Source organism: Paenibacillus sp. FSL M8-0212 (assembly GCF_038004645.1).
Lineage (GTDB): Bacteria > Bacillota > Bacilli > Paenibacillales > Paenibacillaceae > Paenibacillus.
The window spans coordinates 2190329-2203509 of sequence record NZ_JBBORP010000001.1 but is presented as its reverse complement, the minus strand read 5'-3'; the positions used below and the strand labels follow the sequence as shown (position 1 = coordinate 2203509).

At 47.7% G+C, this 13181-nt stretch carries 8 protein-coding genes and 1 riboswitch; of the genes, 5 read left to right on the top strand and 3 right to left on the bottom strand.

Translation table 11 applies throughout. From position 1 onward, the window contains the following. The first annotated feature begins 24 nt into the window (after window positions 1–24). The 4 genes from kdpC to MKX68_RS09800 all read left to right on the top strand — a co-directional run bounded on the left by kdpC (window position 25) and on the right by MKX68_RS09800 (window position 5316). On the top strand, window positions 25–585 hold the full coding sequence (gene kdpC / locus MKX68_RS09815; protein WP_340911156.1) for a potassium-transporting ATPase subunit KdpC: 561 nt from the start codon (window positions 25–27) through the stop codon (window positions 583–585). Between the two features lie 88 nt (window positions 586–673). Beyond that, window positions 674–3013, top strand: a complete 2340-nt coding sequence (locus MKX68_RS09810; RefSeq protein ID WP_340911154.1) for a histidine kinase — start codon at window positions 674–676, stop codon at window positions 3011–3013. A gap of 7 nt (window positions 3014–3020) precedes the next feature. Continuing rightward, window positions 3021–4613, top strand: a complete 1593-nt coding sequence (locus tag MKX68_RS09805; RefSeq protein WP_340911152.1) for an ATP-binding protein — start codon at window positions 3021–3023, stop codon at window positions 4611–4613. 1 nt (window position 4614) lies between these two features. Then, a complete protein-coding gene (locus MKX68_RS09800; RefSeq protein WP_340911148.1) occupies window positions 4615–5316 on the top strand; it encodes a response regulator in 702 nt (233 codons plus the stop codon). A gap of 117 nt (window positions 5317–5433) precedes the next feature. Here the strand turns inward: MKX68_RS09800 and MKX68_RS09795 are convergent, their stop codons facing one another. Next, the gene (locus tag MKX68_RS09795) at window positions 5434–6735 is read right to left on the bottom strand and encodes an alpha-glucosidase/alpha-galactosidase (RefSeq protein ID WP_340911145.1); all 1302 of its coding nucleotides are present in this window, start codon (window positions 6733–6735) and stop codon (window positions 5434–5436) included. 205 nt (window positions 6736–6940) lie between these two features. Between MKX68_RS09795 and MKX68_RS09790 the strand changes: the two genes are divergently transcribed. Further along, the gene (locus MKX68_RS09790) at window positions 6941–7768 is read left to right on the top strand and encodes an AraC family ligand binding domain-containing protein (protein WP_340911143.1); all 828 of its coding nucleotides are present in this window, start codon (window positions 6941–6943) and stop codon (window positions 7766–7768) included. A gap of 77 nt (window positions 7769–7845) precedes the next feature. Then, window positions 7846–8034: riboswitch (cobalamin riboswitch) on the top strand. A 346-nt stretch (window positions 8035–8380) separates the two neighbouring features. Here MKX68_RS09790 and MKX68_RS09785 read toward each other — a convergent pair. Next, window positions 8381–11248: a DUF5704 domain-containing protein gene (locus MKX68_RS09785; RefSeq protein ID WP_340911140.1), complete on the bottom strand. Its 2868-nt coding sequence runs from the start codon at window positions 11246–11248 to the stop codon at window positions 8381–8383. A 529-nt stretch (window positions 11249–11777) separates the two neighbouring features. After that, window positions 11778–13064 carry an S-layer homology domain-containing protein gene (locus MKX68_RS09780; RefSeq protein ID WP_340911137.1) on the bottom strand — a complete coding sequence of 429 codons (1287 nt, stop codon included), beginning with the start codon at window positions 13062–13064 and terminating at the stop codon, window positions 11778–11780. Window positions 13065–13181: the final 117 nt, after the last annotated feature.

Sequence of the window (13181 nt, the reverse complement as noted above, 5' to 3'; positions counted from 1 at the left end):
TAATGAATTCAGGAAGTGATCTGTATGAACATGTTCTTGCCCGCTGTACGGTTATCCGTTGTGCTTATGTTGATATGCGGGCTAATCTATCCGCTTGTAACGACTGGTGTAGCCCAACTTCTCTTTCCTGCGCAGGCGAACGGCAGTCTGATTACGCAAGATGAGAAAATCATCGGCTCGTCCCTGCTGGCGCAGGATTTCCAATCGCCGGGGCTGTTCCAGCCCCGGGCATCAAATGCCGGTTATGACCCAACGGCTTCAGCTGGTTCAAATCGCGCCGTAGCTTCGGAGGAATATATCGGCGAGATGAAGGAAAAGATGGCCCAGCTCCAGCAGGAAAATCCGGGATTGAAGCAGATCCCTGCTGATCTCGTGACGGGTTCAGGCTCTGGACTTGACCCGGATCTCTCTCCCGAAGCCGCTGAGGCACAGATCCCACGCATTAGCAAAGCTACGGGGCTTAGTGAACAGCAGCTTGTGGAACTTGTAAATGAGCATACGGAAGGTCGTCAGATGGGTATATTTGGGGAACCACGTGTGAATGTAACGGCTCTGAATCTGGCGCTGACAGGAGAAATGAACTAACGAACATATTAGCCTGCTCACGATATATCGGGAGGGGCTTTCTCTATTTGTTTCATCCTATTTTTAAAGGAAAGGGGGAGAGGGACGGATGGAAGACAGCTTCAAGCGCAAGTCACCGGAAGAGATGTTGAAGATGATTACGAAGCTGCAGCAGGGTACGCTCAAAATCTACATCGGCCCAGTCAGCGGATCGGGCAAAACGTATCACATGTTGCGGGAAGGGAACACGTTGCGTGAGCAGGGCATTGACGTCGTCATCTGTGCCGTATCCACAATGCGCAGACCAGAAACGGTGGAACAGCTTGGCGCACTTGAACGGATTCCAAGCATTCACTGGTTACGCCAGAGTGATGATGTAGAGATGAAGGATCTGAACCTGGATGCACTATTGGCGCGTAATCCGGAGGTTGTACTGGTGGATGGTTTGGCACATCGCAACAGAGAAGGCGCCCGCTATGCTACCCGGCTGGAAGACATTCAGTTTTTGCTCCGAAACAACATCAGTGTCATGACAACGCTGAATGTGTATGAACTGGAAGGGTATACCGAGCTGGCGCGGCAACTCACGGGTATCGCAACAGAACATACGGTACCTGCGGATACACTGGAACTTGCGGATGAAGTCAAGCTGATTGACGTCACGCCGGAAACCATACTGAGCCGTCTGGCAGAAGGTCATCTGAAGGGGCATGAGGGAGAAGCTGTATTTCGTCAAGGCAATCTGGGTATTCTGCGCGAACTGGCCCTGAGATTGGTGGCAGAAGGGGTGAATGAATCCCTGCGCGAGCATCGGGAGGAGATGGGAATTACCGTCACAACAGGCATCATGGAACGAATTCTGGTGTCCACGCAATATCATTGGAACGGCTCGATCTATATCCGGCGTGGACAACAGATTGCCAAACGGTTGAATGGTGATCTGTGCGCTGTGGTTTTTCGGAATATGAAGCAGCCATTAACCAAGGAGGCAACCGTATTTCGGCGCAATATGATCAAGCTGGTGGAGAAGTTTGACGGCCATATGGAGGAGTTGTCTATATTACACCGTCGTAACATCCCGTCTACGCTGGCGCGTTACGCCATGGAGCACCAGATTACCCGGATTGTGATGGGACACTCCCGGCGTACACGCTGGCAGGAACTGTGGCAAGGGTCCGTTGTTAACTCGCTGTTACGCAGATTACGTGGTGTTGACCTGTTTCTGGTTGCTGATCGAGCGGCCCGGGAGGGGGAACGTGTCGTTCCGGCTAAGGTTAACGATGTGGAGTCGCTGACATACCGCAGACTAAGCGAGCAGGAAATGAAGGAACAGATAGGTCAGATTCAGCGTGGCACATTCAAAATATATATCGGAGCCGCACCCGGTGTAGGCAAAACCTACATGATGCTGCGGGAAGGCAATGATTTGCTCCGTAAGGGCATCGATGTGCAGATCGGCTTGCTGGAGACACATGGGCGGGTGGAAACCGTGGAACAGATGGGTCACTTATCTGTGATCCCTCGTGTGCAGCGAGTGTATCAGGAGGCTCGGCTGGAAGAGATGGACACCGAGGGTATTCTGCGTCTTTGTCCGGAAGTGGTGCTTGTGGATGAACTAGCGCATACGAATGTACCTGGAAGTGTCCGGCAAAAGCGTTATGAAGATGTCCTGCTCCTGCTGAATGCAGGCATCTCGGTGATTACCACAATGAATGTACAGCATCTCGAAAGTCTGAATGATGCCGTTGAACATATTACCGGTGTTCGTGTCCGCGAGACCGTACCTGATCGGATCATTCAGATGGCGGATGAGGTGCAGCTGATTGATGTGGCACCCCAGGCCTTGCGGCAGCGCATGAGGGAGGGTAAAATCTATGCAACTGCCAAGGTCGAGCAAGCTCTTGCGAATTTCTTTAAAATCGGTAATCTGATTGCCTTGCGTGAACTTGCCCTGCGTGAACTGGCGGACGATGTGGATGAAAGGCTTGAAGCACAGCAGGCCAAAATCGCACTTCGAGGACCTTGGCGCAGACAGGAAGCGGTCTTTGTATGTGTAAGCAGTGATCGTCATGCCGAGCGGCTGATCCGGCGCGGATTCCGCATGGCTTTTCGTCTAAAAGCCATCTGGCATGTACATCATATCCACATCGGTGAGTCCATGAGTGACCAAGTGAAGTGCCATCTGGAAGCGTTGGAGCAGCTGACGATTCGGCTTGGTGGTCAATTTCATATTCATCACAGTCCAAGGCTGCGCGATGTACCTGAGATTTTGGCAAGAAAGGCATCGGAGGCAAGAGCAACCCAGTTGGTGGTCGGGCAGGCCAGACGGGTGTGGTGGCTGAATGGCTACCGCGGCTCAGGTTCGGTGGTGAACCGACTTGTACGCTTGTCGCGGCATCTGGATGTATTGATCGTTGCAGATTACGATTATGAACTGAGCGGGATGTGAATGGATATTGTCTGAACGAATAAAAAAAGAAACACTGCCATCCCATGGGAAACGGATTTCGGCATATGTATGGGTGACCCTTGGGGTGACGCTGCTAACTTTGCTGCTTCATGCCATCGGCATGAGCGGTGATCTGGTTAACGTAGCGCTTGTATACCTGTTTCCCGTACTGGTGAGTGCCGTGTATTGGGGAATGGGGCCAGCTGTATATGCCGCCAGTTTTAGCGTCATTATGTTTGACTTCTTTTTTGTACCGCCGTATTTGAGCTTTACGGTTGAAGACTTGAGATATCTCATCTCCTTTGTTGTGTATCTTGCGGTGGCAATCCTGACAGCAAGTCTTGCAGGTCGATTGCGACAACAGCTGGAAATGGTAAAAGCACGCGAAGCCACGACGAACTCCCTGTACGCATTGAGTCGTCAGATGACAGCCATTACGGATCTGAATACCTTACTGGTTAACATTGCAACCCAAGTATCGCTTACCCTGGGTAAGCCGGCGGCTGTGTATCTTCCGGATGGGCAGGGGGATCTGCTGGTTACAAGCTCTTCTGCACCCGCATCAGAAGGGGAAAAGGATGGCTGGGGAGATGGAGAGTCGGAAATTGCCATTGCCAAATGGGTGTATCATCACGGACAGATCGCAGGTAAGGGATCATCCGCTTTACGGGAATCTCCCGGACTTTACGTACCGCTACGCACAGAGGAGCAGATTCATGGCGTACTCGCCGTGAGCATGGACGCTGGCGAGATTCATGAGCAGCAAGAACAGCTTCGGCTGTTGGAGGCATGCGGTGGGCTGGCCGCAGGTGCCATTGCCCGAGTGAAGTTGGCGGAAGAGGCCCGGTTGGCGCAGATCACTGCTGAATCAGAGCGCATACGCACAGCGTTGCTGGACTCTGTCTCTCATGAATTGCGTACGCCCCTAACCGCCATTATCGGCTCGGCTACGGGATTGTTGGAGAATGATACTCTTTTTACACCCGAGGATCGGAGAGAATTAACCGGCAACATTCGGGATGGAGCTTTGCGCATGAATCGTCTCGTCACGAATCTGCTGGGTATGGTTCGGCTGGAGAGCGGCATGTTGCAACTGAACCGGAAATGGTGTGACGTGGGAGACATCATTAGCGTTGTACTGACACAAGTTCGGGGATTCAGTCCGCATCGCAACATTCAAGTTGACCTGCCTGATGACCCTGCCTTTATCTACGGAGATGAAGTATTGCTGGAGCAGGTGCTGGTCAATGTCGTCAGCAACGCCATCAAATATTCGCCTGATGAGAGCCCGATTGTCATCACTGTGGCAAGCGATAAGAGTACAGATCAATTGACGATCTGGGTAGCTGATCAAGGCATCGGTATAACGGAAGCGGAAAGATTGCGTATATTTGATAAGTTCTATCGCTCGGAGTCGACTCAGCATGTCACAGGAACGGGGCTTGGTCTGGCGATATGCAAAGGCATTGTGGAAGTCCACGGAGGTACCATTGTGGCAGAGCCGAATCCGGGCGGGGGGACGAGAATGCGCATAGATATCCCCATGGAGGCTCACGGATCACAGTTTCCCTATTCAGAACAAGGAGAGGTTGAAGAATAACATGAACGCACCACTAGGGGCTCGCATACTGGTGATCGATGATGAGCCGCAGATTCGCAAATTGCTCAAGGTCACCCTTCAGGCACACCAATTCGAACTCCACGAGTGTGGGGATGGCGAAGAGGGGGTTATCCAGGCCAGTATTGTACATCCGGATCTGATCATCCTTGATCTTGGTCTGCCGGGCATGTCTGGCATGGAGGTCCTTCGCCGGATTCGCGAATGGTCACAAGTGCCAATTATTGTGCTGACAGCGAAGGATCAGGAGGGAGACAAAATTGCCGCGTTGGATACTGGTGCAGATGATTATGTGACCAAACCATTCGGAATGGGTGAGTTGGTTGCCCGTATTCGGGTGGCGCTGCGTCATGTAGCCAAAACAACGGATGAGCCAATACTGCGCTTTGGATCACTCACGATTGATCTGGCCCAAAGGCAGGTCGAACTGGAGGGGGCTTTGGTCAAATTAACCCCAACGGAATATGAGATGCTGAAGGTGCTTGCCTCCAATGCAGGGAAAATCATCACCCAGCGTCAGCTTTTGCAGCAAGTATGGGGAGGGCATCATCATGAGTCTGACAGCCATTATCTTCGGGTATATGTGGGACATCTGCGAAAAAAATTAAATGAAGATCCAACGAATCCGCGATATATTCAGACGGAGCCTGGCATTGGTTATCGCTTTTTGCTCCCTGCCGAATAACGTTTAAGAGAGCGAGACATTTCTTAATTGTGATGTGACGCACCATTCAGCGGGTGAGCGCTATCAAACGAACAAAACACCGTCCCCTTTAGCTGCAAAGGAAACGGTGCTTTTATATTATGACGTGTATTTTGGCAACCAGTCACCGTGAGCCTCAATCAACTCATCACACATCGCTACAATGTCATCAATAGACAGTTCGGCAGCCGTGTGTGGATCAAGCATGGCAGCATGATAGATATGTTCTTTTTTGCCAGTGATTGCTGCTTCAATCGTCAGCAGTTGCGTGTTGATGTTTGTCCGGTTCAATGCCGCGAGTTGTGGAGGCAGATTTCCAATATACGTAGGGCTGATTCCTGATCCATCCACCAAACAAGGGACCTCGACACATGCTTCACGCGGCAGGTTCGTAATCAGTCCGTTGTTCATGACGTTGCCGCCAATCTTGTACGGGTTATTTGTCTCCATCGCTTCGATAATATGCGATGCGTATTCACGGCTGCGGGTATGTTCAATATTTTCGCTGGCAAACAGCTTGGTACGCATTTCTTTCCAGCCCTCAATCTGGTTCACACAGCGGCGTGGATACTCATCCAGTGGAATGTTGAAGCGTTCAATCAGCTCCGGGTAATTCCGCTTGATGAAGTAAGGATGGTACTCGGCATTGTGTTCTGAGGATTCCGTCACATAATAGCCAAAACGTTGCATCAACTCAAAACGAACCATGTCGTCATGCTGTTCTTTCTGTTTTTCCTTCGCCAAACGTTTAATCTCGGGGTACAGATCCTGCCCGTCTTTGGTAACTTCGAGCAGCCACGCCATGTGGTTGATCCCTGCAATCTTAGCCACAACACCTGTCTGATCGATCCCCAGTGCATCAAACAGATGTGGTACACATACCTGCACACTATGACACAAACCTACGGTTTTGATCCCACCATGCACATTCATGACGTTAGTAAGCACGGCCATCGGGTTGGTGTAGTTCAGGAACCATGCATCCGGACATACTTCCTGCATATCCCGGGCGAAATCCAACATGACCGGAATCGTCCGCAAATTACGGAAAATTCCGCCGATACCGAGTGTATCTGCAATTGTTTGACGCAATCCGTATTTCTTCGGAATCTCAAAGTCTGTAATGGTGCATGGATCATATCCACCGACCTGGATAGCGTTGATGACATATTTGGCCCCGCGTAGCGCTTCTTTGCGGTCATGATATACGTTCACGACGCAACGACTTCCGAGTGAACGGGCCAGACTGGTCAGCAAACGCTCTGAATCGCTCAAACGTTCAGCATCGATATCAAACAATGCCAATTCAAAATCCTGCAGTGCTTCGGTCATCATGACATCACCCAATACATTTTTAACAAAGACGGTGCTGCCTGCACCGAGAAAAGTAATTTTGTTCATCTTAAGTTCAGCCTCCCTGAAAAATGTTGTACCCCAACTATAGGCCGATTCGGCACATATAACTATGGCTCAACCCCTCTCAAACATGGCATAATCCCATTTTTGTTTCCGTTTTCAACTAATAATTGTGTACTTTAGCTGTTATAATTTAATTAGACATACAGATGGTGAACCGTGGAAAGAAATAAGGAGGGAGGGCGAAAAAGTGAGTCGCATTGAGATGAATGTGGTTCCCGCCGGCTGGACACAGATGGAATTGATTTTGTTGTTTTTCGGGTGGGAGGCATGTGATCCTGCGCATTATTGGGGACCGGGTGTACGTGATTCTTACATTGTGCACTACATCCATGAAGGACGGGGCACCGTGTACATGGGGGATCAGGAATACAAACTTAGCGAGGGACAGGGTTTTGTCATTCTCCCGGACACGCTTATTCATTATGAGGCAGACCCGAAGGAGCCCTGGACATATTCGTGGTTTGGTTTTAAAGGTGTACAAGCCAAAGCATTCATGCAACGTGCCCAATTGAGCCCGGAGCGCCCGATATATGATGCCCAGGATACAAATACGATGGAACAGTTGTATACAGAGATGGTCCAGGCTTCCACGCGACCGGGAGGCGATGTGTTGAACCAGAGTCTCTTGTACCGCTTGATGGCAGAATTAATCTCTTCATCTCCTGTGGAGGAGGAAATAGGGCAGCTCCTTTCAAACAAAGAGACATACATCCGGCAGGCGGTGCAGTTTATGGAGAACAGGTACAGCCAGCGAACCTCCATTCTGGATATTGCCCACGCTGTGGGGCTGGATCGCACGTATCTATCTGGATTGTTCAAAGAGCGATATGGCATGTCGCTACAGTCTTTTTTTCTGGAGTACCGTATGAATCGTGCTGCCGAACTTCTTCAGAATCCAGGTCTGTCGGTTAGTGAAGTGGCCCATTCTGTCGGTTACACGGACCCATTATTGTTTTCCAAGATGTTTAAGCGTGTGACGGGCGTATCTCCGAAGGGGTCGAGAAATCGCGATTAGCTGCACCTATTGCTTCAAATTTAAAAGAAAAGTTTTGATCATTAAACGTTGTCCCGCTATTCTGATACAGAAGTGTAATTGAATATGTGGAACTTGGTGCTTTGCCCGTCAGGGTGAAAGCTTAATAGGGAAGTCCGGTGTAATACCGGCGCGGTCTCGCCACTGTAACAGAGGAGTCAAGTAGCGATAATCCACTGGTGTAAGCCGGGAAGGAGCTGCAAGTGACGATGATTCTGGAGCCAGGAGAGAATGATGCAAGAAGGGTTACCCCAGAAGTCCATAGATGACTTTCAGGGTAACCCTTTTGTTGTATAACAGGTATGTTGTTTGTAGTTGGAACGTGATACAGCAATGGCTTGTGAATGCTTCATCGTATGTCGTTCAGTGCACTTAAGTCATTCAGTACACCATAGTTTTGCGCAGGCTGTATAGTACTTAATCCGGCACTTCATGGCTATTTCATCATATATTTATTGATTGCTTCATTGGGTGATTGTCGCTATATAGATATTCAGTCTTATTTTGGAGAGGTACTCCGCATACAGACTCTTCTGTCCACATGTAGTTGTCTACATCTGCTTAGCCAGTTGTATTGACATGAGGGATTCAGTACTAGTGTGGTACTTGGGATTGGAAGTCATTCCGGCTGGACTGATCAGCATGGTAAAAGACAATATCGCCATCCTTCAGCGGCCAGGTTCTGCCTTGAGTGTCTGTTGGTTTTTTGTTGAAACCTTCCATCTGCCATTGATTCATTAGTGGTGCATGAATGTATTGTAGATGGGGCGCCTCTGTATTTCCATTCCGCAGGCTCTCCATGTTGAAGTTAACTACGATATAACCATTCTTTAGAAAAATCTTCGATTTCTCATCTAGCTGATTTTGTTGGGCAAGGGGTTCGAGATCCGTCCCTTTTGGTACGGCATATACATCGGCCGGCAAGCTATACTCCCCGTACCAGCGTTGGATTGCTGCATTGGCCCGGTCCACGTTGACCCCGGAAGGAATGTCCGTTTTTGGCCCAATGAGTGTACGAATCGGATCAGACAGGATCATCCAGTCATAACGACCTACCCATGTTTTTTGATGGGAAGTCTGATCGACCAGGCGAACCATATGTTCTGCCAACGTACGCTGGTTGCGTTCTTCCGCTGTCAGCTCATAAGTATACTGATAACGCGCTGTATCGCCTAACTCTGTGCCGGGTACATTTCGAAGACGTGAGTTCAGGACAACAAAGCGTTTCTCCAGATCCTGTGCCGATCCGATACGGATCAGTCGTTCCTGGCCTCGATGGTAATACAGATCCACTTCTTGCCGGGAGGACCCGTCTTTACTCACAAAAGCAAAAGTGGGTGTAACTCGAATACCATCCTGTTTGCCAAACATATTGCCCTTGGTCTTCAGATCAAACTTGAAATGGTACCCCGTCTTCACAGTCGCGTTAGCGAATCCCTGCACCGGATGGCTTCCTGGTCGAATAGGCAATACAAATGGAGTCAGATTACCTCTCGGAGCACCATCAATGCTATTCATCCCTGCCCAGTAGCTAAGGCCCGTTGGGTCGGGACTACCCAATCGCTTGCGAAATACATTTTCCCAGTTGTAATCGGAGATATCAGTGACGTGAAAATCATATAACCTTCCGATCACATCTACTGGTACGGTATCTGCTGCAACATGATGTGTCAGATTGGTATTGGCATCCTGTTGCTCGGTAAAGTTTGCAGGTGCATTCTCTGCAATATTACGGAATACAATGTGATATTTACCTTCATCTACCCATACAGGGAGATAAAATGTGGTATCCAGTTGATTGACCGGAATATCGACCCATGTCTTGGCAGGGATAAACTGACTCCGGTCTGCGTTGTAGACATCAAACGGGAATTGTACCTGTTTGATTCGAAAATATTTGGCATAGTCCCGATTCCCATAACCGGGATAACTTGCTGCGTCCAAGTGCTGTCCCGATGTGGGAATTCGTACAATGAACGGACGTTCCAGAATGAGTGCAGCACTGGTTGAGTCCGGTACGGTTTTCTGATTATGCGGCTGATCATCCGACACCCAGGCGTAGTTGACGACAGGGGTGTGTACCGTGACGGTGTTGATGCCGTTAATCGGTAATATTTTATTGGAGCCGCCATTCACGTTACCCGGTAGCAAATCATAATAGATTTCACCAGAGCTTGTAGTGTTTGCTTTATTCAGCAGGGAATTGCTGATCATATTACCCGGTTTGTACAGCACATCACGCCCAATTGTCGTTGGATTAGGGATGTTGGATGGCGCTGGGCCATCTTTGGTTGCTTCCACCTCATTCATAATGGTTGTGTTGTTGAATTTGACTAGATCATTATTTACTTTACTTTGAGGTGTATTGGATTCAGCCATCCCTTTTAACCGTGATGTATCATCAGGCACACTGGGAGGTTGGTTCAAACCACCTGTTAATTTGGGTGGAGTATATGAGATTGAAGTGGTTTGCCCTGGTCGTACATGGCTTTCTACAGATTCATCATTTTTAGACTCTAGTATTGGTGGTGTGTATCCTGTTGGATTCATCGTAACGGTCTCACCGGGCAAAGCGTAATTATTCATCGTTGCTTTAGCGATCTTGTATATTTCCAGATTGTTAATTTTCCAGTAGGAGTAGTCTCTTGTGATCTGGAAGGTGTATGGCTTGGGTACCGTGTCGTTCGCGGGTACAGGTGGCCCTGGTGTACAACCATCATCATCACATATTTCTGGTCCAGGTACTGTCCATTCTCTGTCGTACGAGATGGTGACATTACAGTTGTATGTAACTTTACCGCTCATTTTCGCCCAAGCTTGTTTAAATAGATAATTGTCAGCAAAGGCGTTTGTGTAGAGTGACTCGGAAGTAGGTATTCCTTTTAATACATTGAATGTCTCATTATCTCTGTTATCTGATTTAATAACACCGTTGGCATTAGGATCGAGATCATTCATGCTCATAATGGTTCCAGCAGAAGGTGGTCCAATCGTTGGCGTGCAACCTCCACCACCGCCTCCGTTCCCGTCGCCCTCACCCGTACCTGGGTTCTCTTCAACACCAATGTTTGTAGTGGTAGTTAACGCAAAGTCGTCCTTTTCCCACAATACGGTGATGGTTGTCGTTCCTCTGCTGACGGCTTGAACTAATCCGGAGTTACTAACGGTAGCGACACCAGGATTGGATGATTCCCATGTAGTTGTACCACCGCTGCCGGTGTTAACATTGGTCTCTGCACCAAAGTTTCCATCTCCATTTTTGGTTTTGACAGTTGCATTCAATTGCTTGGACTGGTTCAAGCTAAGTTGCCCGCCAGTGGTAAGGTTGATCTCTTTAGTTATTTCAACAAGACCTTTCCAATAAAGATCTGTATTGAAGATGTAATCTGCTGACCATTTAGGTGGGTTATATTCTCTAGCAGCTGTTGCATTGATAACGCCGCCTATTTTCATGGTGAACATTGTTCTTCTACCATTGAAGGAGTCAACAGAAACAAGTTTAGGCATATTTAAATCTGCATTGTAATGTTGGTTGTCATCCATATAATGAGGCTTTAGGGATACCTCGGTTAATTCTGATCGTGGATAAGGGTCGCTGTTCTTATCCATATATACTGCAGGTTTGTACAATTCTTTATCCAGATCAAGATCAACACAAACTGTCGAGGAAACGGGACGATTTGTTGATGGATCGTTAGCTAGCAAAATATGATCATTAGGCCCACTACATCCGCCATCAACGCTCCATCTTAAATCATCAATTTGATAAATATAAATACCAATATTGGTCATTTTTTGCCCTTCAACAGGTATAACTTTTAGTTGAGATTTAGCTGGTGTTTCAGGTACCATATATTGTGGTTTTATTGCAGGTTTAGTACCAGGTCCGCCACCGGCGTGCACAAATGAATAAGGTGTTAATACAGCGTAGATGGTTAGAAAGGCTATCAGTAATTTACTGATAGCTGGCTTCAACCTCAAATCTTTTATTTTATTTTGTATCGATGACACTAAAGATTGCCCCCTCTTTGGTTTCTAAGGTCACAGCCCTCGTCACAGATTGATTAAAATGTAACATTCCTTGTGCCCAATATATAGGGTTTTTAACTCCAAAGACTCCTCTATTCAAGGTGTAGTCTCCTGTTTTTGGAGCCTCATATGACAAAAATGATTTTGACTGTGGGGAAGCCAAAGGATTAAAGGTAGCTGAATTAAGGAGACTTCCGGCTTGTGGTTGGTTCATGGATGCCGATTTAATATTTAAATCAAACTCGACGAAAGAGAAATATCTATCGTTTTGGAGCTTTACTCCTTCATCTACAAAAACGGGATAATAAATGCTACGGTTGTTGCTAGCGACATTAGTATCTACAATAATCCAATTCAAAACTTTAAGATCAGCATAATTTGTATCGGTAACGATTTCTTTGTTTCTAACTTTCGAAAAGTCATTAGTTACAACTTCATCGTACTTCTGATTGCCTGATAGAATAATTTTTCTTTCAGGTGTTTGTTTGAAAGACTTTGCAATAATATTCAAATTCGTCCCCGTCAAACCCACTGCTCGCAGCTCATTTAAACCTTGAAAATCGGCAGGCTTAGTCTTGGCAACTGCTGCATAACGGGCAATCAACACAGCAACTTCCGCCCGAGTGGTTGTACGATCAACGCCAAATGTTTTATCGTTTGCTACACTCATCAGTCCTGTTCCCAGGGCAACGGCGACCGCATTTTTTTGAGTGCTTGCGAGTTTACCTGTGAAATATTCCTTTGCAGGCACAACGGTGTTGGTCACATCAGAGAGTGCTTGTTTGTACTCAGGATCAACCACGGTTAGCCCTTGCGTCAGCCAAGTAGCCATCTCGCCTCGTTGAAGAGCACCTTGTGCATCCAGTTTTCCCTTGTAATTAGAAGGGGTGATAAAACCTTTTGCAATAGCAGTAGAGACACCGCTTTTTGCCCACTCCGGTATGTCCGTGAAATTGTTTTGTTCTTGTGTCGATGCATTAGGCTGGTCGGATAAACGTCCCAGGATACTTGCCATTTCAGCTTTGGTGACAGGTGAGCTTGGTTTAAATGTCCCGTCGGCATACCCCTTGAAATAACCTTGTTCCACGGCCGAATTAATTGCTGAAGATGCCCAGTGTGTAGAAGGAACGTCCTTGAATTTAGTTGTAACTTGTGCGGCTTCTACAGAACTCCCAACGCCTCCAAAACCTACGATACCCCCTGTTAATAAAGCTAATGCCGTTACGCCGGAAATCATCATTTTTCTCATGAATTTTGCTCCTCTCAATTGTGAATTTCTCTCCTTGATATGTACTTTTCAGGCTACTAGATACTAAATTTGTAATAATAATCAATATTCTACCATGTATAACTAGGCTGTTGGTAT

What these genes read in the sequence shown, in the direction of transcription:
- kdpC (WP_340911156.1), top strand. Translation starts at nt 25, where the DNA reads ATGAACATGTTCTTGCCCGCTGTACGGTTATCCGTTGTGCTTATGTTG.
- MKX68_RS09810 (WP_340911154.1), top strand. Translation starts at nt 674, where the DNA reads ATGGAAGACAGCTTCAAGCGCAAGTCACCGGAAGAGATGTTGAAGATG.
- MKX68_RS09800 (WP_340911148.1), top strand. Translation starts at nt 4,615, where the DNA reads ATGAACGCACCACTAGGGGCTCGCATACTGGTGATCGATGATGAGCCG.
- MKX68_RS09795 (WP_340911145.1), bottom strand. Translation starts at nt 6,735, where the DNA reads ATGAACAAAATTACTTTTCTCGGTGCAGGCAGCACCGTCTTTGTTAAA.
- MKX68_RS09785 (WP_340911140.1), bottom strand. Translation starts at nt 11,248, where the DNA reads ATGTTCACCATGAAAATAGGCGGCGTTATCAATGCAACAGCTGCTAGA.
- MKX68_RS09780 (WP_340911137.1), bottom strand. Translation starts at nt 13,064, where the DNA reads ATGAGAAAAATGATGATTTCCGGCGTAACGGCATTAGCTTTATTAACA.